This window comes from Aquabacterium sp. (genome assembly GCF_016234775.1).
Taxonomy (GTDB): Bacteria; Pseudomonadota; Gammaproteobacteria; order Burkholderiales; family Burkholderiaceae_C; genus Aquabacterium.
The window spans coordinates 38,636-63,137 of sequence record NZ_JACRAH010000064.1 but is presented as its reverse complement, the minus strand read 5'-3'; the positions used below and the strand labels follow the sequence as shown (position 1 = coordinate 63,137).

At 64.4% G+C, this 24,502-nt stretch carries 26 protein-coding genes; 10 read left to right on the top strand and 16 right to left on the bottom strand.

Annotated elements, in window-relative coordinates:
• Positions 1 to 33 precede the first annotated feature (33 nt).
• From secF to HY836_RS18320, 9 genes are all read right to left on the bottom strand, one after another.
• Positions 34 to 1,053, bottom strand: coding sequence for a protein translocase subunit SecF (secF, locus tag HY836_RS18360; protein WP_290679250.1), 1,020 nt, complete (start codon positions 1,051 to 1,053; stop codon positions 34 to 36).
• A 15-nt stretch (positions 1,054 to 1,068) separates the two neighbouring features.
• Positions 1,069 to 2,928, bottom strand: a complete 1,860-nt coding sequence (gene secD, locus HY836_RS18355) for a protein translocase subunit SecD (RefSeq protein WP_290679247.1) — start codon at positions 2,926 to 2,928, stop codon at positions 1,069 to 1,071.
• Positions 2,929 to 2,964: 36 nt separating this feature from the next.
• Positions 2,965 to 3,288, bottom strand: coding sequence for a preprotein translocase subunit YajC (yajC, locus tag HY836_RS18350; protein WP_290679402.1), 324 nt, complete (start codon positions 3,286 to 3,288; stop codon positions 2,965 to 2,967).
• Between the two features lie 148 nt (positions 3,289 to 3,436).
• Complete coding sequence (locus tag HY836_RS18345) at positions 3,437 to 3,739, bottom strand: DUF493 family protein (RefSeq protein ID WP_290679244.1); 303 nt, start codon at positions 3,737 to 3,739, stop codon at positions 3,437 to 3,439.
• Positions 3,740 to 3,784: 45 nt separating this feature from the next.
• Positions 3,785 to 5,029 (bottom strand): D-alanyl-D-alanine carboxypeptidase family protein, encoded by a 1,245-nt coding sequence (locus HY836_RS18340; RefSeq protein ID WP_290679241.1) that lies wholly within the window; start codon positions 5,027 to 5,029, stop codon positions 3,785 to 3,787.
• Between the two features lie 74 nt (positions 5,030 to 5,103).
• Positions 5,104 to 5,811 carry an alpha/beta hydrolase gene (locus tag HY836_RS18335; protein ID WP_290679239.1) on the bottom strand — a complete coding sequence of 236 codons (708 nt, stop codon included), beginning with the start codon at positions 5,809 to 5,811 and terminating at the stop codon, positions 5,104 to 5,106.
• A gap of 5 nt (positions 5,812 to 5,816) precedes the next feature.
• Positions 5,817 to 6,143: a (2Fe-2S) ferredoxin domain-containing protein gene (locus HY836_RS18330; protein WP_290679236.1), complete on the bottom strand. Its 327-nt coding sequence runs from the start codon at positions 6,141 to 6,143 to the stop codon at positions 5,817 to 5,819.
• An 18-nt stretch (positions 6,144 to 6,161) separates the two neighbouring features.
• Positions 6,162 to 7,310, bottom strand: a complete 1,149-nt coding sequence (locus HY836_RS18325; RefSeq protein ID WP_290679233.1) for a VanZ family protein — start codon at positions 7,308 to 7,310, stop codon at positions 6,162 to 6,164.
• 23 nt (positions 7,311 to 7,333) lie between these two features.
• Positions 7,334 to 7,780 carry a CopD family protein gene (locus HY836_RS18320; protein ID WP_290679230.1) on the bottom strand — a complete coding sequence of 149 codons (447 nt, stop codon included), beginning with the start codon at positions 7,778 to 7,780 and terminating at the stop codon, positions 7,334 to 7,336.
• 288 nt (positions 7,781 to 8,068) lie between these two features.
• Between HY836_RS18320 and hemB the strand changes: the two genes are divergently transcribed.
• Together hemB and HY836_RS18310 are read left to right on the top strand one after the other, a co-directional pair.
• Positions 8,069 to 9,070: a porphobilinogen synthase gene (gene hemB, locus HY836_RS18315; protein WP_290679227.1), complete on the top strand. Its 1,002-nt coding sequence runs from the start codon at positions 8,069 to 8,071 to the stop codon at positions 9,068 to 9,070.
• A gap of 109 nt (positions 9,071 to 9,179) precedes the next feature.
• Positions 9,180 to 10,454, top strand: coding sequence for a magnesium transporter CorA family protein (locus tag HY836_RS18310; protein ID WP_290679224.1), 1,275 nt, complete (start codon positions 9,180 to 9,182; stop codon positions 10,452 to 10,454).
• A gap of 30 nt (positions 10,455 to 10,484) precedes the next feature.
• On the opposite strand, the gene HY836_RS18305 is transcribed toward HY836_RS18310, so the two are convergent.
• Genes HY836_RS18305 through tsaB form a run of 3 tightly spaced genes read right to left on the bottom strand, consistent with a single transcriptional unit; the run spans position 10,485 to position 12,744 of the window.
• Complete coding sequence (locus tag HY836_RS18305) at positions 10,485 to 11,396, bottom strand: uracil-DNA glycosylase (RefSeq protein WP_290679221.1); 912 nt, start codon at positions 11,394 to 11,396, stop codon at positions 10,485 to 10,487.
• Positions 11,383 to 11,889: a ribosomal protein S18-alanine N-acetyltransferase gene (gene rimI, locus HY836_RS18300; protein WP_290679218.1), complete on the bottom strand. Its 507-nt coding sequence runs from the start codon at positions 11,887 to 11,889 to the stop codon at positions 11,383 to 11,385. The genes HY836_RS18305 and rimI overlap by 14 nt, the downstream gene beginning before the upstream one ends.
• Before the next feature lie 24 nt (positions 11,890 to 11,913).
• On the bottom strand, positions 11,914 to 12,744 hold the full coding sequence (gene tsaB / locus HY836_RS18295) for a tRNA (adenosine(37)-N6)-threonylcarbamoyltransferase complex dimerization subunit type 1 TsaB (protein ID WP_290679215.1): 831 nt from the start codon (positions 12,742 to 12,744) through the stop codon (positions 11,914 to 11,916).
• A 47-nt stretch (positions 12,745 to 12,791) separates the two neighbouring features.
• On the opposite strand from tsaB, the gene dacB reads away from it, so the two are divergent.
• Positions 12,792 to 14,438, top strand: a complete 1,647-nt coding sequence (gene dacB, locus HY836_RS18290; RefSeq protein WP_290679212.1) for a D-alanyl-D-alanine carboxypeptidase/D-alanyl-D-alanine-endopeptidase — start codon at positions 12,792 to 12,794, stop codon at positions 14,436 to 14,438.
• On the opposite strand, the gene HY836_RS18285 is transcribed toward dacB, so the two are convergent.
• The 4 genes from HY836_RS18285 to purE form a co-directional block, all read right to left on the bottom strand.
• Complete coding sequence (locus HY836_RS18285) at positions 14,439 to 15,737, bottom strand: SGNH/GDSL hydrolase family protein (protein ID WP_290679210.1); 1,299 nt, start codon at positions 15,735 to 15,737, stop codon at positions 14,439 to 14,441. It abuts the gene before it with no gap.
• A gap of 159 nt (positions 15,738 to 15,896) precedes the next feature.
• Positions 15,897 to 16,955 (bottom strand): L-threonylcarbamoyladenylate synthase, encoded by a 1,059-nt coding sequence (locus HY836_RS18280; protein ID WP_290679208.1) that lies wholly within the window; start codon positions 16,953 to 16,955, stop codon positions 15,897 to 15,899.
• A gap of 40 nt (positions 16,956 to 16,995) precedes the next feature.
• Entirely contained in the window at positions 16,996 to 18,168 is a 1,173-nt protein-coding gene (locus tag HY836_RS18275; RefSeq protein WP_290679206.1) for a 5-(carboxyamino)imidazole ribonucleotide synthase, read from the bottom strand.
• Positions 18,165 to 18,671, bottom strand: a complete 507-nt coding sequence (gene purE / locus HY836_RS18270; RefSeq protein WP_290679399.1) for a 5-(carboxyamino)imidazole ribonucleotide mutase — start codon at positions 18,669 to 18,671, stop codon at positions 18,165 to 18,167. Before purE ends, HY836_RS18275 begins: the two co-directional genes overlap by 4 nt.
• 108 nt (positions 18,672 to 18,779) lie before the next feature.
• Here purE and HY836_RS18265 point away from each other — a divergent pair, with 108 nt between their 5' ends.
• The 7 genes from HY836_RS18265 (at position 18,780) to HY836_RS18235 (ending at position 24,502) form a co-directional block, all read left to right on the top strand.
• Positions 18,780 to 19,757 carry a tetratricopeptide repeat protein gene (locus tag HY836_RS18265; protein ID WP_290679204.1) on the top strand — a complete coding sequence of 326 codons (978 nt, stop codon included), beginning with the start codon at positions 18,780 to 18,782 and terminating at the stop codon, positions 19,755 to 19,757.
• A gap of 129 nt (positions 19,758 to 19,886) precedes the next feature.
• Positions 19,887 to 20,768: an alpha/beta hydrolase gene (locus tag HY836_RS18260; RefSeq protein WP_290679201.1), complete on the top strand. Its 882-nt coding sequence runs from the start codon at positions 19,887 to 19,889 to the stop codon at positions 20,766 to 20,768.
• A 90-nt stretch (positions 20,769 to 20,858) separates the two neighbouring features.
• Positions 20,859 to 21,800, top strand: a complete 942-nt coding sequence (locus tag HY836_RS18255) for an alpha/beta fold hydrolase (RefSeq protein WP_290679198.1) — start codon at positions 20,859 to 20,861, stop codon at positions 21,798 to 21,800.
• Between the two features lie 30 nt (positions 21,801 to 21,830).
• The gene (locus tag HY836_RS18250; protein WP_290679195.1) at positions 21,831 to 22,679 is read left to right on the top strand and encodes a sulfurtransferase; all 849 of its coding nucleotides are present in this window, start codon (positions 21,831 to 21,833) and stop codon (positions 22,677 to 22,679) included.
• Positions 22,680 to 22,913: 234 nt separating this feature from the next.
• Positions 22,914 to 23,393, top strand: coding sequence for a type IV pilin protein (locus HY836_RS18245; RefSeq protein WP_290679192.1), 480 nt, complete (start codon positions 22,914 to 22,916; stop codon positions 23,391 to 23,393).
• A gap of 13 nt (positions 23,394 to 23,406) precedes the next feature.
• Positions 23,407 to 24,051, top strand: coding sequence for a GspH/FimT family pseudopilin (locus tag HY836_RS18240; RefSeq protein WP_290679189.1), 645 nt, complete (start codon positions 23,407 to 23,409; stop codon positions 24,049 to 24,051).
• Positions 24,052 to 24,064: 13 nt separating this feature from the next.
• Positions 24,065 to 24,502, top strand: a complete 438-nt coding sequence (locus tag HY836_RS18235; protein WP_290679186.1) for a prepilin-type N-terminal cleavage/methylation domain-containing protein — start codon at positions 24,065 to 24,067, stop codon at positions 24,500 to 24,502.

Below are 24,502 nucleotides of genomic sequence, written 5' to 3'. Positions count from 1 at the left end.
CCGATCTGGTTATTCAACTAACTGCCAAAGACTCTACACCACGGCACCAGCGTGTGGATCGTTGGGATCGAGGTCTTTTTTGCCCGTTTTAATCAGATCATCGCGTTTAACGCCCAGCCACATCGCAATGGCCGCGGCCACGAACACCGACGAATAGATGCCGAACAAAATGCCGATGGTCAGGGCCAGCGCGAAGTAGTGCAGCGTGGGGCCACCAAAAATCAGCATGGCCAGCACCATCATTTCGGTACTGCCGTGCGTGATGATGGTGCGGCTCATGGTGCTGGTGATCGCGTGGTCGATGACCTCCGCGGTGCTCAGCTTGCGGAACCGCCGGAAAGTCTCACGAATCCGGTCAAAGATCACCACCGATTCGTTCACCGAGTAACCCAGCACAGCCAGCACGGCAGCCAGAACGGAGAGTGAAAACTCCCACTGGAAGAAGGCGAAGAAGCCCAGGATGATGATGATGTCGTGCAAGTTGGCGATGATGGCAGCCACCGAGAACTTCCACTCGAAGCGCAGCGCCAGGTAGATCATGATGCCCAGCACGGTCACGGCCAGCGCCAGGGCGCCGTCGCGAGCCAGTTCGTCACCGACCTGCGGGCCGACAAATTCGCTGCGCTGCTTGGTCACGGGCTGCACGCCACCTGCGGCTTCACAGATTTCAGCGGGGCCCTTGTCCGTGTCCTTGTTGACGATCTGGCCAGACTCAGCCTGGCACAGTGCCCCAAACACCTTGGTCACGACCTCGGTCTGCTTCATGCCGCCGCGCAAAGGCAGGCGAATCAGCACGTCACGCGACGAGCCGAAGTTCTGGACCTGAACCTCACCGTAGTTGAGCTTCTCGATGGCCGTACGCGTCTTGACCAGGTCAGCGCTCTGCGCGTACTGCACCTCAATCAGCGAACCACCGGTGAACTCGATGGACAGATGCAGACCTCGCGTCACCAGAAAGAAGACTGCGGCCGCGAAGGTCAGGAAAGAGATCGCGTTGAAGATCAACGCGTGGCGCATGAAGGGGATGTCGCGCTTGATGCGGAAAAATTCCATGGTGTGTACTCCCTTTTATTCCTGAGCTTTCCAGACCTGCCCGATGGACACGCTCTTGAGCTTCTTCTGACGGCCATACCAGAGGTTGACCAGACCGCGCGAGAAGAACACGGCGGAGAACATGGAGGTGAGGATGCCCAGGCAATGCACCACGGCAAAGCCCTTGACCGGGCCGGAGCCAAAAGCCAGCAGGGACAGCCCGGCAATCAGCGTGGTCACGTTGGAGTCCAGGATCGTGGCCCAGGCGTGCTCGTAACCAGCCGCGATGGCCGATTGCGGCGCCGAGCCATTGCGCAACTCTTCACGCACCCGCTCGTTGATCAGCACGTTGGAGTCAATGGCCATACCCAGCGTCAACGCGATAGCAGCGATACCAGGCAGCGTCAGCGTGGCTTGCAGCATGGACAGCACCGCCACCAGCAACAGCAGGTTGACCGACAGCGCGATGGTAGAGAACACGCCAAACAGCATGTAGTAGAAGACCATGAATACAGCGATCGCGGCAAAACCGTAGATCAGGCTGTTGAAGCCCTGGGCGATGTTTTCTGCGCCCAGGCTGGGGCCGACGGTGCGCTCTTCGATGATCTCCATGGGCGCAGCCAGCGAACCGGCGCGCAGCAGCAGCGCAGTGTCACTGGCCTCTTCGGTGCTCATGCGACCGGAGATCTGCACGCGGCCACCACCGATTTCGCCACGGATCACCGGGGCCGTCACGACCTCGCCCTTGCCCTTTTCGAACAGCAGGATGGCCATGCGCTTGCCGATGTTCTCGCGCGTGATGTCACGGAAGATGCGGGCACCACGGGCGTCCAGCGTCAGGTGAACAGCAGCCTCCTGGTTTTCGTCGAAACCGGCTTGCGCATCGGTCAGGTTGTCCCCCGTCAGGACGACCTGACGCTTGACAATGATGGGCACGCCGCCACGTTCCAGATAGCGCTCCGTCCCGAATGGCACAGCGCCCGCCCCACTCAAGGCTGCCTGCGCCTCGGTGCCGTCATCCACCATGCGCACCTCCAGTGTGGCGGTGCGGCCGATGATGTCCTTGGCCTTGGCGGTATCTTGCACGCCAGGCAACTGCACGACAACACGGTCCAGCCCCTGCTGCTGGATCACGGGCTCGGCCACGCCCAGCTCGTTGATCCGGTTGTGCAAGGTGGTGATGTTCTGCTTGAGGGCCTGCTCCTGGATAGCCCGCTCGGACTTCGGGTTCAGCTTGCCAACCAGGGTCACGTCACCGGAGTCGTCGGTGCCATCGATCCACAGCAGATCCGGCAAACTGTCGGTGAGCAGGGTTCGGGCTGCCTTGCGCCCCGCGTCGTCACGGAAACGCACAATCACAGCCTGGTCATCGCGTCGGATCCCGCTGTGGCGGATGTCCTTGTCACGCAACAGGGTGCGCATGTCGCCGCTGAGGCTTTCCAGCTTCTGCGTCAGTGCGGCCTTCATGTCCACCTGCATCAGGAAGTGCACGCCACCGCGCAAGTCCAGGCCCAGGTACATGGGCTGGGCATGCATGGCGCGCAGCCAGGCCGGCGAGCGCGACAGCAGGTTCAGCGCCACGATGTAGTGCGGATCGGTCGCGTCCGGGTTGAAGGCGCGCGTGATGATGTCGCGGGCCTTGAGCTGGGTGTCGGTGTCCTTGAAACGGGCCCGCACCGAGCTGCCATCGAACTCGACAAAGTCAGCCGTCAGACCGCCAGCCTTGAGGGCTGCTTCCACCTTCGCCACCGACTCGGCATTGAGCTTGAGCGTGGCCTTGCCGCTGGACAGCTGCACGGCCGGCGCCTCGCCAAAGAAGTTGGGCAAGGTGTAGATCAGGCCGATGAACAGGGCCACGGCAATGATCAGGTACTTCCACCAGGAATAGCGGTTCATGAAATCCTCGACTGACAGCCAGCTCGCGCTGTGTTCTTATTTGTAGGTGCCCTTGGGCAGGACCTGAACGATGGCCACGCGCTGCAGTTGCAGTTCGACGCCGTTGGACACTTCCACGCTGACAAAGGTTTCACCGATCTTGGTGATCTTGCCGATCACGCCGCCCTGGGTGACCACTTCATCACCCTTGGCCAGGGCATCGAGCATGGCTTTGGTTTCTTTCTGGCGCTTCATCTGCGGGCGAATCATGACGAAGTACAAGACGACGAACATGAGCACCAGCGGCAGAAAACTCATCAAACCACCCTGTGCGCCTGCGGCGGGAGCGGCGGCCTGGGCATAGGCTTCGGAAATAAACACGGCAAGTTCCTTCAAACAAAGGGCCGAGGCACCTCGCTCAACAAAAGCGACAGGCGCGCCGGCCAAAACCAATCGATTGTATGCGGCGGGCGTGACATCCCGCACGGGGGCTTACCGCCAGCCGTTAGAGCGGCGGCTCAGCCGGTCTTTACAGCACGTACTTGACCATCGGGTGGGAGGTCAGGCTGCGGTAGATATTGTCCAGTTGAGGGCGACTCGTGGCGGTGACCGTGATGGTCAGCCCCAGGTAATTGCCGCTGCTGCTGGGCCGACGCTGGATGGTGGCCGCATCGAACGCCGGATCGTGTTCGCGCACGATGGCCACCACCGCGTCCACGAAGGCTTCGTGGTGGGCGCCCATCACCTTGATGGGAAAGGCGCACGGGTACTCGATGAGCGACTGCTCCGGCGGGATGTAGGGGTTGGCGGGCGTGTGATCTGGCTGACTCATGTCGGCCTCCTTCTTCTGCGAAATCCGGTCAAAACGGGGGCGAGCTTACTTGATACCCAGGCGAATGGCATCCCAGGCGCGGCCCAGCCAGCCCGCACTGGGCACGGCTTCGAGCGTCTGCAGGGGCACGTTCTGCCAGGCCTGCGTGCCCAGCTTGATGGTCAGCGTGCCCACAGTCTGCCCTTGAGCCAGGGGGGCCAGCAAGGGGTCGTTGCGCGTCAGGCTGGTCTGGATGGCGCCGGCCTGGCCGCGCGGCACGACCACCATCAGGGGTGTTGGACGCCCCAGCCGCACGGTTGAGGCCTGCCCCTTCCACACCTGGGCGCTGGTCACACTCTGGTTGGCGTCAAACAGTTTGACGACATCAAAGGCGCTGTAGCCCCAGTTGAGCAGCTTCTGGCTTTCGATGGCACGCGACTCGGGCGATGCCGCCCCCACCACCACGCTCAGCAGACGCCGTTCGGCGCCCTGCACCGTCCGGCGGGACGTGGCGATCAGTCCATAGCCGGCGGCCTCGGTGTAGCCCGTCATCAAGCCGTCCACAGAAGGATCCCGAAACAGCAGCAGGTTGCGGCTGACCTGGCGATACCCGTTGTGGCTGTATTCCTTGAGGCTGGCATAGCCCATGATCTGAGGGAAGTCGGTGATCAGGTGCGCCGCGATGAGTGACAACTCGCGCGCCGTGCTGACATGCCCCCTGGCACTCAGGCCTTCCGGGTTGAGGAAATGCGTTGCCTTCAAGCCCATCACCTGCGCCTGGCGGTTCATCATGCCCACAAAGGCATCCACCGAGCCCGCCACGCCTTCGGCCAGGGCCACGGCCGCATCGTTGCCGTTCTGGACCAACATGCCCTTGAGCAACTCATCCACCCGAACCTTGCTGCCCACATCCAGAAAAGAACGCGAAGCGCCCGTCATCCCGGTGCGCCAGGCGCGATCTGAAATCGCCAGCGGTTGATCCAACCGCAACTTGCCCGCCTGCACTGCCTGCAAGACCATGTAGGCCGTCATCAGCTTGGTCATGGAGGCTGGCTCGACCGCCGCATCGGCGTTGCGAGCAGCCAGCGTCTGGCGGCTGCCCATGTCTTGCAGGATGAAGGCTCGGGCGGCCACTTCCGGCGGCAAGGGCATGGCCGCGGCGGGCGCGGCGAAAAAGCCACCCGCAGGCGCGGCCACGGCCGCGCGGGCATCGACGGACTGCGCAGACTGCGCGCCCGACGACAAACCGCCGGCAAGCGCCAGCATCGATACGGCCAGCGTCAACCGGCGAGACATCAGGACAGGAGTCATGGAAGCGATATGGTGCCGTCAGGACCAAATACAAGGCGCCCGGGGCGGGCAAGGACGGCAGAAAAACCGCGAGCTTACTCGCTCCCGGCCGCGCTGACCGCCTGGGCCCCGCCCTGTGCACGAACGGCCGCATCGGCCAGCAAATGGCGCAGCACGATCTCGCGCAAGCGCGACAACTGACCATGATAGAAATGCCCCGTCCCCGGCACGACGGTCACCGGCAGCGCCTGCGGCCGGGCCCACTCCAGCACACTGCTCAGGGGCACGACATCGTCCTGCTCGCCTTCGACAACCAGGGTGTGAGGCGGCACATGCGGCACATCGAAACGGGACACAGCAGGGCTGATCAGCACCAGTTGGGCCGGCACCTGGATGGCAGGCTGGTTGGCCGCAGCCTGGGCCAGGCGGGCATACACCTGAGCCGCCACATAACCGCCAAACGAAAAACCAGCCAGCGCCACGGGCAGGCCACGCAAGGCCGGATCGCTCTGGAAATGCCCCAGCACCGCCATCATATCGACCGACTCGCCGCGCCCCTCGTCCCAACTGGCCTCAGACTTGCCGACACCGCGGAAATTGAAACGCACCGCCCGCCAGCCCGCCAGCACAAAGGCGCGCACCAGGGTGTGCACCACCTTGTTGTCCATCGTGCCGCCCATCAAGGGATGCGGATGGGCAATCACGGCCAGGCCGAGGGGCGGCCTGTGCGCGGGGGCTTCAACCACCACCTCAAGCAGGCCGGCCGGCCCGTCGATGGTGCTGGAGGCGGGGCGTCCCAGCATGATGCTCAGCGCCCCACGTCAGGCGGCAACACCAGGCGCTCGACCACTTCACCCTTGATGAGGTGGCGGTCCACGATCTCGTCGATGTCAGCCTTGTCGACAAAGGTGTACCAAGTCCCTTCCGGATAGACCACCGCCACAGGCCCACCGGCACAGCGGTCCAGGCACCCCGCCTTGTTGACGCGCACCTTGCCCGGCCCGTTCTCACCGGCATCGGCAATGCGGCGCTTGCAGTGGTCAAACCCATCCTTGGCGGCATGGTCGGCACAGCAGGCCTCGCCATTGATGCGCTGGTTCAGGCAGAAAAAGATGTGGCGCTGGTAATAACTCATGTCTGCATTCTAGAAAATTCACACTGCCGCAGCAGGCTCCTGGGCTTCATGCCCCCACAAACGACCGATCAACCAGACCAAGGCCACATAGGGCCACAGGATGCCGAACCAACGCGCCAGGCCATGGAAACGGATGAAGCGCCCGTTCTCCCAGGCCTGCAGCGTCTGCGCATAGTAAGGATCAAGCGGCGCCAGATGGATGAGCCCGATCAAGGAAATCACAACGAACACACCGAGTACGGCACACGTTGTGCGGCTGCGATCCACCAGGAACACGGCCCCGAAAGCCCCCAGCAACATCCCGACGACGGCGGGCAGGGTCAACCAGGTAAAGGCGTGAACGGGGCCGAAGTTCAGGGCGGTCGATAACGCCGTCACACCAATGGCCAGCAACACCAGGCCCGTCAGCAAGATGACACGCAAGGAGCGCGGGCGCGCCACGGCGCAGGCCACACACACCGGGGCCAACAGGCCCGCCGCGGTGGTCAGAGACTCGATCACAGGCGCCCAGCTTGACGAGGCCACCGACGAATGAAAGGTCGACCACATGGTCAAGGGATCAGCCGGCAGAATCCACTGCTGCAGGGGCGTGTCACGCGTGGCCTCCATCAACATGACGCGCAAACGCGGCAACAACTGCCCCTCACCCAGGGGCAAAGGGGGCGGGAACAGCAAACCCAGCGGCCACATCCACAAGAGGGCCAGGCCGTGCCCCGCCTGCGCAATGAACCAGCGTTGACGCAAGCGGTGCCACACATCCACCAGACCCAAGGCATGGATGGTCAGCGCAGCCAGCGCGCCCCACGCCATGCCCAGAGTATTGAGCATCCAATCGGTGATGGACGGCACCCGAAAGGGCAGCGCGAATTGAGTCAGCTCCAGCGCATATGACATGGCCGAGCCCGACAACACCGTCAAGAAGGCAGACACCACAGGCCCACGCCCGCTGCGCAGGTGGGCCACGCACATGATCAGGCCGAAGGGCAGATAACCCAGGATGTTGGCCATCAGGTCATTGGCCACCTCAATGCCCAACTTGGGCAACACCCAGCGGAACACCTGACTTTCAGGCCAATGCCAGCCGCTCCACGGATGCAACGTGGCATACACGATGAGGGCAATCGCCACCCACGTCAGTGGCCAGGCGGAGCTGCGATGCACAGACATCTGGACAAACTGCCCGCAGTGGCTCAACCGATCGTCGGCTTGAGCACGACCAGGAAGACGATGGCCGCGAACAGCAGCACCGACACCTCGTTGAACACACGGAACCACTTGTGGCTGCGCCGATTGCTCAAGCCCTCGAATTCCCGCAAAAGCTTGCGACAAACATGGTGATAACCCACCACCGCTATGACGAGGATCAACTTCAGATGCAGCCAGATTTGCCCCGGCCCCTTGCCCATGCCAAAGTAAAGCCAGAGCAGCAGACCAAAAGTCAGCGCCAATGTCATCAACATGTTGCTGAAGCGGTATAGCTTGCGAGCCATGAGCAGCAAGCGCTCCCGTTCTGCGTGACTGTCCGAGGGCACCATGGCCAGATTGACGAACAGCCGGGGCAGGTAGAACAGCCCGGCGAACCAGCTGGCCACGAAAATGATGTGCAGGGCCTTGACCCAGAGATAGGCGTTGCTCATGGCGGAATTATGAACAGCAGCGAGGGCAGGAAGCCCTCAAAAAGCCAACTCTGGAAAAAAAAGAGCCCCGGCACAGGCCGGGGCTTTCAAGCCTTAACGCTGTCATCACGGTAAGGCACCTGCTCAGGGAGGAAAAGCAGGGAATGAAGGCCTTGCGGCGTATCATTCAGGATTGATTATAGGGGGGATCACGGGCCATGTCTCTAGCCCATGTCCGGAAATACCGCTTTTAATGGTGTTTTTTTGCGCGCTTTGCATTCCTTCACAGATTTTTAACGTTGGACAGAAATGACTTTTTCGCAGCACTTCCCGCACCACCGCCCTCGTCGTTTACGCAAGGATGAGTTTTCGCGCAGGCTGGTGCGTGAGCATGCGCTCACATCTGCGGATCTGATCTACCCCGTGTTCATGTTGGACCAGGACGACGGCAGCCAGGCCGTCTCCTCCATGCCGGGGGTATCGCGCCTGGGGCGTGGCCCGCTGTTTGCCGCCGCCGAGCGCTGCCTCGAACTGGGCGTGCCCGTGCTGGCCTTGTTCCCCGTGATCGACGGCAGCCTGAAGACCCCCGATGGCCAGGAAGCCCTGAACCCGGAAGGCCTGGTGCCACGCACCGTGCGCGAACTGAAAAAACGTTTTCCTGAACTGGGCGTGATGACCGATGTGGCGCTCGACCCTTTCACCACCCACGGCCAGGACGGCCTGCTGGACGACACGGGCTACATTCTCAACGACGAAACCGTGGCGGTGCTGACCCGCCAGGCTCTGGTGCAAGCCGAGGCTGGCGTGGACATCGTCGCCCCCAGCGACATGATGGACGGCCGCATTGGCGCCATCCGCAGCGCGCTGGAATCGCAAGGCCTGATCTACACCCGCATCATGGCCTACAGCGCCAAATACGCCAGCGCCTTCTACGGCCCCTTCCGTGATGCCGTGGGCTCGGCAGCCAACCTGGGCAAGAGCAACAAGAAGGTCTACCAGATGGACCCGGCCAATACCGACGAGGCCTTGCGCGAAGTGGCGCTGGACATCGCCGAAGGCGCCGACATGGTCATGGTCAAGCCCGGCATGCCTTACCTGGACATCGTGCGGCGCGTGAAAGATGAATTCCGCGTGCCCACCTTCGCCTACCAGGTCAGCGGAGAGTACGCCATGATCAAGGCTGCAGCCCAGAACGGCTGGCTGGACCACGACGCCACGATGATGGAATCCCTGCTGGCCTTCAAGCGTGCCGGCGCCGATGGCGTGCTGACCTATTTCGCACTGGACGCAGCAGAAAAACTGCGCGGCTGATCGCCGTCGGGCACAAACAGGCACACAAACGGACGTACATGGGCGCACCGATCGAGGGGGTGCCCAGCCAAATCGCATAAGCTCTCGGCTGGAGACGCGGGAGCCCGTAGTGCGCTTTTTCCTGATCAACGACAACTTCATCGAACTGCCCGAATGGCCCAAGACCTTGCCGGCCCAGGGATTCCTGTGGGTTACCACGAGCCGGCGCGTGTTCGAGGTGCAACTGCCCCAGGTGCAACAGCATTTGCAAAGACTGGCTGGCGGCACCCTGGTTGACCTGCACATTGCCGACCTGCTCAACCCGCAACTACCCTCGCAGTACGACTACACATCCTGGTACGACCTGCTGGTGTTCCGTCGGCTGGCTGCGGGCCATGGCACGGCGCGCCTGTTCCTCGATGAAGACCGCGGCACGGCGTCCAGCGCCAGGCAGGCCATGGCTGCCATCGACACCAGCCCGGTGGGCTTTGCCTTGTTCGACCGTGTGCTGCTGACCGTGCACCCGGCAGACTGCTCGGTACGCGACTTCTTTGAAGCGCGCCTGAGCCAGATGATCCCGCACGTGCCACGACATGATCAGCGGCAACAGGATCTGCACGACGTGGCCGCGCTGGCGCAAGGGCCGAGCTACGCCAGTGAGGCGGCGCAAGCAGGCAGCACCAACGAGGATGCCCAGACCGATGACAACGCCCTGCCCCCGTCAGCAGCGCACGAGCCAGGCATGGACGGTGCGCCCGGCATGCGCCATGAAGGCCGAGGCAGCACGTCGCGCCTGCCGCCCAACCCGGCCGACCTGATGCTGCGCATCGTCAACCACATGGTGGACAGTTACCTGGACCTGCGCCGGCTGCTGACCAAACAGTTCGGCTACTTGCAGCAGGAACTGCTGAGCAACCGCAACCAGTTCACCAACTGGCAGGCGTTGCTGGAGTCTCGCAACACCCTGCACATGCTGGAAGATACCTGCGAAGACCAACGCAGTGCCGTTCAAGAATGGATTGATGCTCTCGAAGAATGGCCCATACCGGCTGAGCCGGTTGCCGCACGTGAACGCGAGTTGTTGCGCGTGCGCTCGCGTGACGTGCAAGAGCACATCGAGCGTGTGCTCGGTCACGTGCGCCGGCTGGAAAGCTCGGCCGAGAGCGCGGTGCAGATGCATTTCTCGGCGCAAGGCAGCCGCACCAACGGCATCATGCGCACGCTCACGGTATTGACCGCGGTCTTCCTGCCGCTCAACCTGATCACCGGGGTCTTCGGCATGAACTTTGACGGCCTGCCGCTGATCCACTCCCCCGTGGGTTTCTGGGTCGCGCTGGGGCTGATGACCTGCGTCGTGATCGGCCTGGTCTGGTGGTTCAGGCGCCAGCGTTATCTGGGTGACTGACGGGCCTGGGCCTGCCACCAGAATGCCCGGTCAGCCTTGGCTGCGCATCACCTCGCGAGCCAGGCACAGGTCGTCCCAGGCCAGGGCCTTGTCGGCCGGGCTGCGCAGCAGATAGGCCGGGTGGTAGGTGACGATCACCGGCACACCAGCCACCTCGTGCACCTTGCCGCGCAGCTTGCCGATCGGCTCGCTCGACTTGAGCAGGGACTGCACGGCAAAACGCCCCATGGCCAGGATCACCTTGGGCTTGACCAGCTCGATCTGCCGCGTCAGGAAGGGCTCGCACTGCGCCACCTCCTGCGGTTGCGGATTGCGGTTGGCGGGCGGGCGGCACTTCAAGACGTTGGCGATGAACACCTGCTGGGTGGCATCGGCTTCGGAACGGGTCAGGGCCAGCGCGGCCAGCATGCGATCAAGTAGTTGACCGGCGCGGCCGACAAAGGGCTCGCCCTGCTTGTCTTCCTGCTCGCCCGGGGCTTCGCCCACGATCATCCATTGCGCCTGTTCGTGGCCCACGCCAAAAACAGGCTGCGTGCGGCTCTGGCACAGGCTGCAGGCCTGGCACGAGGCCACGGCTTCGCGCAAGGCGGGCCAGCCCATCGTCTCGACGCCAACGGGGCGAGGCCCCAGCGGCACATCGACGGGCTTGGCGGAGGGTGATGTCGCCGTGGCCCCATTTGAACGTGGTGTGGCTGGGCGGGCACTCGCGGGGGACGGCGCGAGGGGCGCAGAAGGCGCAGCGCCCGCCGCCGCGACAGAAGGCATCGGCACCGACACCGCTGCACCCGCCTGCACAAACTGACCGTGAGGCGGCGCCTCGGCCATGGCCGGCATGGGCGTGGGCGCTTGAGCAAGCTCATCCGCAGGTGCGGCCTCTTCAGGCCAGAACGGCGGGATGCCCATTTCGCGCAGCATGGCGCGCTGGGTGTCAGTCCAGCGCATGGCTGACTCCGTTGAACAGGTCGATGTCGCGCTTCATGACCAGCGCATCTTCGCGGCCTTGTGCTGCGGGGTAGTAGTTCTTGCGCACGCCCACTTCCACAAAGCCTTCGCGGCGATACAGGGCGCGCGCGGGTTCGTTGCTCGGGCGCACTTCCAGCCACAGCAAAGGCGCCTGACGCTGGCGACAGCGGTCGTACAGCACCGCCAGAATGCTGCGCGCCACGCCCTGGCCGTGCAGTTCACGGGCCACGGCGATGTTGAGCAGGTGGACCTCGTCCACCCCGTCCATGGCCACGCACACGGCCAGCACACGCCCGCTGTCGGCTTCGCAGCGCACACGCACCCAGTACCCGGCCCGCATGGACGAACGGTAGTTGTCGTCGCTCCAGGCGTGCAGGGGATGCAGGCAAGCCTCACGCTCCATGGCCATCACGGCCGGGATATCGGCCTCGGTCATGGGGCGGTCAACAAAACGGGTCTGCAAGGTCGGCATGGCAAAAAAAGTGCGAGGGCAGGATCATGCCCCGGAAATGGTCCCGAGCGTGCCGCCGGAAAGGGCCGCTTTCACAGCCACCCGCTCGGCGGTGGTCTGGGCCACCTTGTCGCGCACATACAGCGGCAGCGCCAGGGCGGCATCCAGCGTCTGGCCACGCTGCCAGGCACGCTGCGCCAGGGCGGCCAGGGCTGCGCCGCCCGGCACGGCAGGTTCAGCCGCGCACACAGGGATCGAACCGGGGGCGGCTACAGTGGCGACAGCGACAGCCATATCATTCAACACCGACAACTGCACAGGGTAGACCTTCAAGGCATTGCCCGCCCAGCGCAGGGTCGCCTGTTGCCCGCCCGTGGCGGCCCAACGGTGGGCAGGCTCGGTCAGCGGCCACAAGGCGGGCGCCTGATCCTGCTGCCAGTCATGCCCATCCCAGCGGTAGGCGGCCACATAGAGTTCGTCCATGCGGGCATCCTGCAAGACCCAGAGCGTGTCGCCCTCAGCCCAGGAGGAGGGCGAGGCCAGTCGGGCGTGTTCTGCCACGGCCATGAGCGTGTCCAGTGCGATCACGGGCTTGTTCAGCGCCAGCGCCAGCCCCTGCGTGACCGAACAGGCCGTGCGCAAGCCGGTGAAGGCCCCCGGGCCACGGCCGAAGGCGATGGCGTCCACGTCTGCCCAGACACGACCAGCCTCGGCCAGCAAGCCATTGAGCGCCGGCAGCAGTGTGGCAGAAGCCTGCGCGCCCCCAGGCAGATCCAGGGCATGCACCTGGCCACCCACGCTGAGCGCGGCGTGGATGCGGTCGGTGGCGGTATCGAGGGCCAGCAGAACCGGCACGGCAGAATCAGACGAAGACATGGCCTGAAGTGTACAGAGTGGGCTGCGCGGGCTTCTATGATCGTGCCATGCACCGCCATCCGACCGCACTGCGCCGCCGCGCCCTCAGGCCACGTTCCGTTCGCCATGACGCCGATCCGGCTAATCGGGCTCGTCGGCCAGGCACGCAGGGTGCGGGCTACATCAATGAAGGCAGCCAACGCGCCGGCCAGGGTCACCACGTCAAGATGCCCCTGAGGTTGACCCTGAGCACACTGGGCGCCACCCTGGCTTGCGCCGCCCAGGCCGCTTTGCCCAACTCGGTTGTGGCGGCACTGCAAGCCGCCAATGTGCCGCCGGAGGCCGTCTCCATGCTGGTGGCACCGGTCGAGGGTGCAGCCCCCGCTCGCCTGGAGCACGACACACAGGCGGTGCGCACGATGGCCTCGGTGATGAAGTTATTCACCACCGGTGCCGCGCTGAACACGCTGGGCCCGGCTTTCGTGTGGCGCACCGATGCTGCGCTGGGCGGCCCGCTCAAGCCCAACGGCAAGCTGGACGGCCCGCTTTACCTGCGCGGCAGCGGCGACCCCAGCCTGGTGCTGGAAAACGTTCAGCTGATGATGACGCGCTGGCGTGCCGCCGGCCTGCGGGACATTCAGGGCGGCATCCTGGTCGACCGCCAGGCCTTTGACATCCCGGCCCATGACCCCGCCGCCTTTGACGGCCAGGTGCTAAAGCCCTACAACGCGGGGCCGGATGCCTTGCTGCTCAATCACCAGGCCATCATCCTGCGCTTCATGCCTGACGCGGCCAGACCCGGCCAGATCCGTGTGAGCATGGAACCCGAACTGGCCGAGGTGCGGCTGGATCCTCATGTACGCCTGCAGGCCTCCGGTGCCTGTGGAGACTGGCGCGAAGGCCTGGCCCTGAACATGAAGCCCGCAGCCGGCTGGAAGCAGCACGGCCTGCGGCCTTGGACCCTGACCGTGAACGGCCCCTACCCTGCTGCCTGCGGCATGAAGGATTGGCCCGTGCTGTGGCAAGGCGATGGCCCTGGCGACTACACCGCGCGCCTGCTGAGCGCCACCTGGCAGCGCGCTGGCGGCAAGCTGGGCGACGCCATCGAGCCCGGCAACTGGCCTGCCCAAGGAGCGGATCCGGCCCCCGCCTGGCAAAGCTGGGTGTCGCCCCCGCTGGGCCAGATCGTGCGGGACATCAACAAGTTCAGCAACAACGTGATGGCCAGGCAGCTGTTTCTCACGCTGGGTGCGCAGCAAAGCGGGTGGCCCGCCACCTTGGACAAGGCCAGAGCCGCCGTGACGCAGCAGGTGCTGTTGAACACGCGAGACGGCGCAGGCCGCTCGCCCTGTGAAGGCGACGCGCTGGCGCTGGACAACGGCTCCGGCCTGTCACGCCAGGAGCGCAGCTCGGCGCATTGCCTGGGGCGCTGGCTCCAGGGCATGTGGGCGGCCCCCACGATGCCCGAGTTCATCGCCTCGCTGCCCATCAGTGGCACGGATGGCACGGCACGGCGCCTGCAAAGCGTGGCCGGGCGCGCGCACCTCAAGACGGGATCGCTCGATGGTGTGGCCGCATTGGCCGGCTATGTGGAAGGCGAGTCAGGCCGCCGTTACGTGGTGGTGGCAGTGATCAATCACGCCCAGGCCAATGCGGCTCGCCCCGCGATGGAGGCCCTGGTGGCCTGGGCCATGCGGGATCGTGCAGATCAGTGATCAGAACTGGTTGTAGGCACGCGATGCGGCCTGGGAGCCGATCAAGGCATGGCCGAGTGGTGCGAAATGGATGTCATCGGCCCACATATAGGTAGACGTGCTGCCATTGGTCACGAAATTGCTGCGGGTGCAGTACTTCACCAGCTTGCCTGGATCAGACTCTGCCGTGACGCTCCCATCCGGCTCCAGATAAGTGGAATTCTCATCACACAATCTGTTGGGCCCGTACACATAGCCCGCACTCTGCAAGTTCGTCAGATTATTGGTCTCGACAACCGCAAAGTGACGCCCGTCCGTGGTGACGCCAGAACCAAGCGAACGGATCAGCGTCGGGATAAAACCGATTTTGAGGCTATTCCCACCCAGGAATCTGTCGTCCACGAACAAGGCCAACAAGTTGGCATTCGCTCCGTTTTTGGATGCAAGCGGTGACTTGCTCAAATCTGGCGGATAGGCCAATACCACTTTGGCCCCCGTAGACAAGACATCTTTGACGATATTGGCCAAATTGGCGACGCGGTTGGACAACTCTTGACGATTGGCGGCCTCATTCTGAGGATGCGACAACGTGTCTCGATACAGCTCAAGGATGTCATGCTGCCCCACCATGATCGTCACCAACACACCTTCGCCCAGCTCGGCCCGGTGGGCCGCAACCTGCGCTTGCAGGTTGGCAATCGTTGCGCCATAAGCGGCGTAACTTTTAGCACCATCGTTGTCAATCGCACAGGCATCACCAAAGCCTTTGCCAAAACTGTGCGCGACGACTTGATTCCACAAAACACTCTCCGCGCAGTTGTAACCAAGCACGGTCGAGCGTTGAAGCGGGGTTGCTGGGGTGCCGCCTTTTGTAGCGGTGCCCCGCTCGATCAAGGTCACGGTGTTGGGCTTGGTGCCATCGAAAACGTGGGCAAAAGTAGAGACAGAGGCAACAAAATCGTTGCCAACATCTGTATAGGCCGACGCTGTCACGCACGCAGCGGGGTTGCTGACAGAGTCCACGCAATAGAGTGGCGCATCTTGCAGCAGGCTATTGACCGTATAGGTCAAACCTTTTAACGTCGTGCTGGCTCCAGCCGAGTCCTTGAAGTGATTTGTCGCGCTGGTGTACGTTTCGATCAAACTGTTCTCATCCCCGAACGACACCACGCTGCTGGGCGCGTACTCCTTGGCGCGACTGCCGCCGCCGCAACCCGACAGCGACCAGGTCAAGGCAGAACAGGCCACGGCCACAGCACCCAGACGGATCACGGTCTGGGTCAGGGTCGAAGGCGTGGAAGAGGCGGCTAAGCGAAACATGAAATCTCCGTCTAACGGTCGGTCGTGCTTGAGTGTGAGGTGCGGTACTGCGCTCAACCCGCAAGCATAACGGTGCGGCGGGAAGGCCCAGAGTCTGCCACGTAAAGAAAGGCAATCCGGCTGAGCCCATCCCCAGGCGGAGGGGTCTGGCCTCAGTTTTCAGGACGCCGCAGCGCGGTTGAGGCGGTCGCGCACGCCGTCCCAGGCGGGCTCGGGCGGGGGCGTCTCCACCCAGATGAGCTCGACACCGGTGGCGTCCAGCTCGCGCAGGTCGGCAAACAGGTCGTGCGCGGCGGTGATGGCATCGCCCGGCATGGACAGGTGCACCACGCCCTGGTGCTTGGGGCGCCAGGCCCACAGGCTGCGCGAGTACACGGCGATGCGCGGGCCCTGCGCTGCATCCCGGATCTTGGCCGCAGTCAACTCGGGCTCGATCACATCCAGCGCGGCGTTGATCTGCTCGTCACTCATCAGGCGAACCTTGGCGCGCGGCGCATAGTGCGACAACAGCGTGCCCGAGGCCTTGGGCGCCGAAGGATCAGGCGCTTCCGGTTTGGACCACATCACCGGCTCGCCGGCCACGGCTTCGATCTCGGCCAGGGTCAGCTTGCCGGGGCGCAGCAGCACGGGGTGGCCACGCGAGCAGTCAATGATGGTGGACTCGATGCCCACGCCGCAAGGGCCGCCTTCGAGCACCCAGACTTCGTCCAGCCCTGCGCCCTGGTCCTTGAACTCTTCGACCACGTGCTCGGCCCGCGTGGGGCTGATGCGGCCAAAGCGGTTGGCGCTGGGTGCGGCCACGCCCAGGATGTCGCGCTGGGCGCAGGCTTCGAGCAAGGCGCGGGCAACGGGGTGATCCGGGCAGCGCAGGCCGATGGTGTCGTGCCCACCCGCCGAAGCGGTGGCCACATCCGGGTTGCGCGGCACGATCACGGTCAGCGGGCCCGGCCAGAAGGCATCGGTCAGCTTGCGCGCCACAGCCGGGAAGGCAGAGGCAAAAGTCAGGGCCGCAGCTTGATTGGGCACGTGCACGATCAGGGGGTGATCAGCCGGGCGGCCCTTGGCGGCGAAGATGCGGGCCACGGCGGCATCGTCATCGGCGCGGGCCCCCAGGCCGTAGACCGTTTCAGTGGGCAGGGCCAGCAGGCCACCATCGGCCAGGCGCTGAGCGGCTTGCTCGATCGCATCGGCGTGTTGGGCAGGGTCGAGCAGACGCATGGGCGTGGTGGTTCGCAGGTCAGGTACGGCGGTTGATCGATCAGAAAGGCGCGATACCCAGGATGGCAGCGGCTTTCAAGGCCACTTCACGCGCGGCAGCCGGCGTGGCGCCGGTCACCGTCAGGTGGCCCATCTTGCGGGCCTTGCGGGCTTCGGTCTTGCCGTACAGGTGCAGGTGGGTGCCGCTCAAGGCCAGCACGGCGGCCCAGTCTGGCTCCTGCTGCGTGGTGGCATCCCCGGGGAACCACAGGTCACCCAGCAGGTTGAGCATCAGGCAGGGGCTGTGCAGCACGGGCTCGACCAGCGGCAGGCCCGTCATCGCGCGCACCTGCAGCTCGAACTGCGACACGTCACAGGCGTCGATCGTGTGGTGGCCGGAGTTGTGCGGGCGCGGGGCCATTTCATTGGCCACGATGCGGCCATCGGCCAGCACGAAGAACTCGATGCACAGCACGCCCACGTAGTTCATGGACGCGGCAATCTTGTGCGCCGAGGCATAAGCCTGTTGCGACACGGCCTCGGTCACATTGGGCGCGGGCACGGTGGTCACGGCCAGGATGCCGTCGCGGTGCAGGTTCTGCTGCAGCGGGAAATGCACAACCTGGCCATCGCGACCACGGGCGACGATGACACTGACCTCGTAGGCCAGCGGCAGCATCTTTTCCAGCACGCAGCCCACGCGATTCAATTCATCCCAGCCGGCGATGAGTTCGTCGCGGGTCTTGACGCGGATCTGGCCCTTGCCGTCGTAGCCCAGGCGGGCGGTTTTGAGGATACCGGGCAGCAGGTCGTCGCTGATGGCGGCCAGTTGCTCGGGCGTCTCGATCAGGGCGTGCGGGGCGCAATCAACGCCGCAGGCCACGAAATGGGCTTTCTCGCGGGCGCGGTCCTGGCAGATGGCCACGGCGCTGCCGGCCGGGGCCACAGGGCGCGTCTCGGCCAGCTTGTCCAGCGCCTGAGCGGGCACGTTTTCGAATTCGGTGGTGATGGCGGCCGACACCTGGGCCAGCCGGGTCAGGCCAGCTTCGTCCAGATAGGCCGTCTGAATGTGCTCGTGCGACACCAGGCCGGCGGGGCTGGTGGCATCGGCATCGAGCACAGCGGTGCGGTAGCCCATGGCCTGGGCCGCGTGCACGAACATGCGACCCAGTTGGCCGCCGCCCATCACGCCCAGGGTGGCGCCGGGCAGGATCACATCCATCTTGATGGTCATGCCTTGGTGTCCATGGTCAGGTCATTGGTCATGGCTCGGGCCACTTCGGTCTGGCGGGCGCGGAAAGCGTCCAGCTTGGCACGCAGGGCCGCATCACCATGGGCCAGCATGGCCACGGCGAACAGGGCGGCATTGCCGGCACCGGCCGTGCCGATGGCAAATGTGGCCACGGGGATGCCCTTGGGCATCTGCACGATGGAATGCAGCGAATCCACGCCTTGCAGATGGCGGGACGGCACGGGCACACCCAGCACGGGCACCGTGGTCTTGGCCGCCAGCATGCCTGGCAGGTGGGCGGCACCGCCGGCACCGGCGATGATGGCCACCAGGCCGCGGTCGGCTGCGGCTTCCGCATAACGGAACATGTCATCGGGCATCCGGTGCGCCGAGACCACCTGCGCCTCGAAAGGCACGCCGAACTCGGTCAGAATGTCGGCAGCATGGCGCATGACGTCCCAGTCGCTGCTGGAACCCATCACCACACCCACTTTCACAGTCTTCACACCAGTCGTGTCAGTCACGGCTTGATCCTTTTTACGCCACGTCAAACCCGGGATTTTAGGCGCTGGCCGCCCGCCCGCCCACCTTCATCCTCGCCAGATCTGCCCAACATGATCGACATCACGATAGAAAACTTCGAATCCGACCTGATCGCCACCTCGATGCAGACCCCTGTTTTGCTCGATATCTGGGCGGAATGGTGCGGCCCCTGCAAGTCGCTGGGCCCCGTGCTGGAGCGCCTGGAAGAGGAATACGCCGGCCGGTTCATCCTGGCCAAGGTCAATGCCGACGAACAGCAGGAAATCGCTGGCCAGCTCTCGCAGATGTTCGGCGTGCGCTCGATCCCGTTTTGCGTCATGTTCGTGGGCGGTCAGCCGGTGGACGGCTTTGTGGGCGCCCTGCCTGCCGAGAAGATCCGCGAGTTTCTGAGCAAGCACGTGCCCTCGGAAGGCGAAATTGAAGCCGCAGAAGAAACGGCCGAGGCCGAACAACTGGCTGAAGAAGGCGATCTGGACCACGCCATCGCCAAGCTGGAAGACGCCCTGGCCAAGGACCCGGGCAACGACGAGGCCCGCTACGACCTGATCAAGTTGCTGCTGGCCGAAGGCCAGGTGGACGCGGCCAAGCACATCTTCCTGCCGATGGCCGGCCGCGCCACAGGCCCCGTGCCCGAAGCCCGCCCGCTGGCTTTCAGCCGCTTCATCTCGGCGGTGCAGGCCGCTCGCCAAGGCCGCGCCCCGCAGGAGCTGGAAGCCGCCATCGGCGCCAACAAGCGTGATTTCGAAGCCCGCTTCGAGCTGGCCCAGCTGTTCTGGGCGGCCAGCCAGCCCACCCTGGCCATGGACGAGCTGCTGGAAATCATCATGCGCGACAAGGCCTGGAACGATGAACTGGCGCGCAAGACCTATGTCGCCATCCTCGAAGTGATGACCAAACCGCAGCCCAAGCCGGTGGCGGGCAAGCCCGTGGCCGGCGCCCCGGGCGCGCAGGACAAGCCCAAGCTGGAGATCGCCGGCAAGGTCGAGATCGTTGGCAATGACCCCGTGGTCGACCAGTACCGACGCAAGCTCAGCATGGCGCTGAACTGACCCGGTGCGCGCCCCTGCAGAACAGGGGCGACAACACGAGCCAAGGCGGAAACACCTAGTGTTAAAGCGCCCCTGATCTGCCTAGCATGGCTGCCACACAAGCTGATTCACAGCTGACGGAGACCAGCCATGCCGCAGATGATCCCAGCCCCTCGCGCACGACGCCTGACGCGCGCCGCCCTGTGCGTCAGCGCCCTCACCTGGAGCCTGAGCGCCCTCGCCGCTGATGAACGGGGCCCGGCCCCCACCTTGGCGGCCCTGCAGGCCAACGGCCCCTTTGCCATCGCCACGGCCACCATCGCCAAGCCCGATGGTTACGGCAGTGGCACGGTCTATTTCCCGCGCGACACCAGCCAGGGCCAGTTCGGCCTGGTGATCATGACGCCCGGCTTCCTGGCCGTGCCCGGCTACTACCAATGGCTGGCCGAACGGGTGGCCTCGCATGGCTTTGTCGTCGTCAACATCGGCACCAAGACCATCTTCGATGTGCCCGACGCCCGCGGCCGCGAAATGGCCGCGGCACTCAAGCAGGTGGTGGCACTGGCCGCCTTGCCTGACACGCCCTTTGGCAGCGCCACGGACACCTCACGCCGGGCCCTGATGGGCCACTCGGCAGGCGGCGGCGGCACACTCACCGCCACGCGTGACGACCCCACGCTCAAGGCCGCCATCCCGATGACGCCCGCGAGCACCTCGTCGGACTTCTCCGGCATCACCGTGCCCACGCTGATCCTGGCTTGCGAGAAAGACGCCATCGCGCCCAACAAGACCTTCTCGGCCAAGTACTACGCCACCATGAATCCCAACACCGAGCGGGCGTACCTGGAAGTCGCCGGCGCTGATCACCTGTGCCCCTTGGACATGGCCAAGGACAGCGTGAACAACACGGTGGGCCAGAGCGTGATCAGCTGGCTCAAGCGCTTCGTGGATGGCGATCGTCGTTACGCGCCGTTCCTCACGGGCGCGGCCTTGCCGACCTACTCCAAGGCGGACGTGCGCATCGCACCCTGACGCGGGCCGATGCCGCGATCGATCATGCACAATGGGCCGCATCCCGGCACACACGCGTTGCCCTTGCTGCCCTTGGGCATGTGATCCCGCATGATCTCCACCGAGCTTGTCACCCTGCCCGCCAGCGGCGCTGAACAACCCTTTCTGAGCTGCCGTGTGGCCGGCCCCAAGGGTGCGCCCCTGCTGCTGTTTCTGCACGGCTTCCCTGAAGCCGCGTTCGTGTGGGACGACCTGCTGCAACGCTTTGGTGACCGCTACCGCTGCGTGGCGCCCAATCTGCGTGGCTACCCTGGCTCTTATGCGCCGGCCGATGTAAAGGCCTATAGGGCCAACATCGTACTGGGCGACCTCGTCGCCCTGATCCACCAACAGGCCACCACGCCCGACACCCCGGCTACCGCCGTGATAGCCCATGACTGGGGTGGCGCACTGGCCTGGGGGCTCGCAGCGGCTGCGCCCCAGGTCATGCAAAGGCTGGTCATCCTCAACGCCCCGCACCCTGGCCTGTTCCTCAAGGCCTTGCGTGATGACCCTGCCCAACAGGCCGCCAGCAGCTACATGAACCTGCTGCGCACGCCGGGTATCGAAGCCCGACTGGCCGCCAACGATTTCGAGCTGATGTGGACCTTCTTCGAGCGCTTTGGAGGGGCCGCGTGGCTGACACCGTCCTTGCGCGAGCAGTACCGACAAGCCTGGTCGGCCCCTCCCCAACCGGCGGGTGATGCGCACACCGCCACATCGGCCTTGACCGGACCGCTGAACTACTACCGGGCCTCGCCCCTGCACCCGCCCACATCCCCCACCGACACGATCAACACGCTGCAACTGCCGGACGCCCTGCTTTATGTGAATGTGCCAACCAGCGTGATCTGGGGCGAAGCCGACACTGCTCTGCCGCCCAGCCTGCTTGATGGTCTGCCGCGTTACGTACCCAAGCTGCATGTCACCCGCCTGCCTCAAGCCACGCACTGGCTGTTGCATGAAGCGCCAGAAGAGGTCGCGCAAGCCATCGATGCCGCCTTGCTTCGTTGATGCCCGCCACACACCCACACGATCATTGCCATGACCTCACCGCTGATCTCCGCTACCGATCTGATGTCTGCCTTGCAAGCCAAGGATCAAGACTGGCTGCTCATCGATTGCCGCTTCAATCTGGGTAACACGCAGGCCGGTGAGCAGGCATACGCGCAAGGCCATGTCAGCGGCGCGCTGTATGCCCACCTGGATCGGGATCTGTCCGGCGCCAAGACCGGCCGCAATGGCCGTCACCCCTTGCCGGATACGGCCGCATTCGAACGCACGGCACAAGCGTGGGGCATCACGCCCCAGACCCGCGTGGTGGCCTATGACGATGCCGGCGGCATGTTCGCCGCGCGCCTGTGGTGGCTGCTGCGCTTTCATGGCTTTGATCAGGTGCAGGTGCTCGATGGCGGCTGGCAAGCCTGGCAGGCCGCGCAGGGCCCCGTTGACACCATGGCGGCAACCCGCCCCAGCAGTGCGTTCAAGGTGCAGACGCGTGAGGCCTGGCTGGTCCGGGTGGATCAAGTCGTGGCGCAACTGGGGCAAGGCCAGCAACAGGTCTTGATCGATGCCCGCGCGGCAGACCGCTTCCGCGGCGAGAACGAGACCATGGACCCGGTTGGCGGCCACATCCCTGGTGCGCGCAATCGTTTCTTTCAGCTCAACCTCCAGCCGGGCGGCCAGTTCAAGCCGGCCACGCAATTGCACGACGAGTTCACGGCCCTGATCGCCGACACCCCCTTGCAGGCCATCGTGCACCAGTGCGGCTCCGGCGTGACCGCCTGCCACAACCTGTTGGCCATGGCACAGGCCGGCCTGCCCGCCACGCGCCTGTACGCCGGCTCGTGGAGCGAGTGGTGTGCCGATCCGGCGCGCCCGGTCGAACGCTGACCACCCGCCAAAGCACCGCCCGATCCGCCTGCCGTTCGGTTTCGCTGAACGGTCGCCCCCAGCCGACGAACGGTTGAGCGTGCGCCCACGCCTGTGAACAGCTGCTCGCAACAAGTCGTAAACCGGCGCTAATACGTCGGATTTGTCACGGTTATCCGGTCTTCCTGCCCGAGGGGCCCCACCCAGAATTCCTGTCGCGAGGACATCATTTCCTCAAGAGAGAAGGGTTTGGGTATGTACACGAGCACCAAGACACGGCCCTGCGGGCCCACCGGCCAAGGTTTCACGCTGATCGAAGTGATGATCACCGTGGCCATCATCGCCATCCTGGCCTCCGTGGCGCTGCCTGCGTACAGCGACTACGTCCGCCAGGGCCAGATTCAAGAGGCGTTCACCAACCTCTCCGACTTCCGCACGAAGATGGAGCAGTACTACCAGGACAACCGCAACTACGGCGCCACGGGCACCACCTGTGCCACCGACACCGGCGCCAGCGCCTGGAGCGGCTTTGCCCCATCAGGCCGGAAGTACTTCACCTACAGCTGCGCCACATCCAGCTCGGGCCAGGCTTACACCGTGACCGCCACGGGCAGTGCAGGCGCCGCCACCGGCCACGTCTACACGATCAACCAGGCAGGCGACCGCGCCACGACGACCTACAAGGGCGCAACGGTCACGGCAGCTTGCTGGCTGACCAAGGGCACCACGTGCTGACCCGGAGAACAAGATGAACAACAAACTCACCTCCACCCAGCAAGGCTTCACCATCATCGAGATGGCGGTGACCATCACCATCATGGCCCTGCTGCTGTTCACCGCCGTGCCCAACATCACCAGCTGGCTGGACAACACCCGCATCCGCAACGCCAGCGAGTCCTTGCAACATGGCCTGCAGACCGCGCGTGCTGAAGCCGTTCGGCGTAATCAGAACGTCAGCTTCTGGCTGGTCAGCACCAACGAAGGTGCCGGACTGGACAACAGCTGCGCCTTGGACGGTGACAGCGCCTCCTGGGTGGTCAGCGTCAACGACCCAAGCGGCCACTGCGACGCCGCCCCATCGACCACCACGTCGCCCATGATCGTCACGGGCCGTGCGGCCAGTGACAGTAGCGCTCGCACCACCGTGACGACCGTTCAATCTGACAACACCACCGCGGGCACACGGGTCACCTTCAACGGATTTGGCCAGATCACGAATACCGATGCCATTCGAAAAATCGACATCACCGGCAGCGACAGCAGTAACACCAACTACCGCAAGCTGCGCATCACGATTTCGACTGCAGGCCTGGTACGCATGTGTGACACACACGTGACCAATACCTCGGACCCGCGTAAGTGCCCGAACAGCGACGGAAACGGCATCGAATAAGCGAGGCAGCACCATGCTCACACCTCATCTTCATGGGCGATCGCCCCGCAGCGGCACCCGCAGCCTGCAACGCGGCGCCACCTTGATTGAATCTCTGGTGGCCATGCTGTTGTTCTCGCTGGGCGTGCTCGCCATGGTCACCATGCAAGGCGCCATGGTGAACGCCCAGACCGATGCCAAGATCCGCGCGGATGCCTCCTATCTGGCCAATGAGCTGATCGGCAAGATGTGGTCTGATCTGAAAAACATCACGACCTACAACGGCACCAGTTGCGCCGGTCAAACCCGCTGTGCGGAATGGCAAAGCAAGGTCACGCGGCAACTGCCTGGTGGCGCTGGTGCCGTGACCTTTGACAGCAGCACCAACAATGTGACGATCACCATTGGCTGGAGCACCCCGGCAGGCGGTGCCCATCAGTACGTGACGCACACGACGATCGCGGGGAACTGA

Coding starts and splice junctions, on each gene's coding strand:
- HY836_RS18280 (WP_290679208.1), bottom strand. CDS start 16,955: ATGCGTCTGCTCGACCCTGCCCAACACGCCGATGCGATCGAGCAAGCC.
- HY836_RS18260 (WP_290679201.1), top strand. CDS start 19,887: ATGCCGCAGATGATCCCAGCCCCTCGCGCACGACGCCTGACGCGCGCC.
- rimI (WP_290679218.1), bottom strand. CDS start 11,889: ATGCCGACCTTGCAGACCCGTTTTGTTGACCGCCCCATGACCGAGGCC.
- HY836_RS18330 (WP_290679236.1), bottom strand. CDS start 6,143: ATGAGTTATTACCAGCGCCACATCTTTTTCTGCCTGAACCAGCGCATC.
- HY836_RS18340 (WP_290679241.1), bottom strand. CDS start 5,029: ATGACTCCTGTCCTGATGTCTCGCCGGTTGACGCTGGCCGTATCGATG.
- HY836_RS18235 (WP_290679186.1), top strand. CDS start 24,065: ATGCTCACACCTCATCTTCATGGGCGATCGCCCCGCAGCGGCACCCGC.
- HY836_RS18275 (WP_290679206.1), bottom strand. CDS start 18,168: ATGACCATCAAGATGGATGTGATCCTGCCCGGCGCCACCCTGGGCGTG.
- HY836_RS18320 (WP_290679230.1), bottom strand. CDS start 7,780: ATGAGCAACGCCTATCTCTGGGTCAAGGCCCTGCACATCATTTTCGTG.
- HY836_RS18245 (WP_290679192.1), top strand. CDS start 22,914: ATGTACACGAGCACCAAGACACGGCCCTGCGGGCCCACCGGCCAAGGT.
- hemB (WP_290679227.1), top strand. CDS start 8,069: ATGACTTTTTCGCAGCACTTCCCGCACCACCGCCCTCGTCGTTTACGC.
- HY836_RS18250 (WP_290679195.1), top strand. CDS start 21,831: ATGACCTCACCGCTGATCTCCGCTACCGATCTGATGTCTGCCTTGCAA.
- HY836_RS18285 (WP_290679210.1), bottom strand. CDS start 15,737: ATGTTTCGCTTAGCCGCCTCTTCCACGCCTTCGACCCTGACCCAGACC.
- HY836_RS18335 (WP_290679239.1), bottom strand. CDS start 5,811: ATGCTGGGACGCCCCGCCTCCAGCACCATCGACGGGCCGGCCGGCCTG.
- HY836_RS18265 (WP_290679204.1), top strand. CDS start 18,780: ATGATCGACATCACGATAGAAAACTTCGAATCCGACCTGATCGCCACC.
- HY836_RS18305 (WP_290679221.1), bottom strand. CDS start 11,396: ATGCGCTGGACTGACACCCAGCGCGCCATGCTGCGCGAAATGGGCATC.
- secD (WP_290679247.1), bottom strand. CDS start 2,928: ATGAACCGCTATTCCTGGTGGAAGTACCTGATCATTGCCGTGGCCCTG.
- secF (WP_290679250.1), bottom strand. CDS start 1,053: ATGGAATTTTTCCGCATCAAGCGCGACATCCCCTTCATGCGCCACGCG.
- HY836_RS18240 (WP_290679189.1), top strand. CDS start 23,407: ATGAACAACAAACTCACCTCCACCCAGCAAGGCTTCACCATCATCGAG.
- HY836_RS18325 (WP_290679233.1), bottom strand. CDS start 7,310: ATGTCTGTGCATCGCAGCTCCGCCTGGCCACTGACGTGGGTGGCGATT.
- dacB (WP_290679212.1), top strand. CDS start 12,792: ATGCACCGCCATCCGACCGCACTGCGCCGCCGCGCCCTCAGGCCACGT.
- HY836_RS18345 (WP_290679244.1), bottom strand. CDS start 3,739: ATGAGTCAGCCAGATCACACGCCCGCCAACCCCTACATCCCGCCGGAG.
- tsaB (WP_290679215.1), bottom strand. CDS start 12,744: ATGTCTTCGTCTGATTCTGCCGTGCCGGTTCTGCTGGCCCTCGATACC.
- HY836_RS18255 (WP_290679198.1), top strand. CDS start 20,859: ATGATCTCCACCGAGCTTGTCACCCTGCCCGCCAGCGGCGCTGAACAA.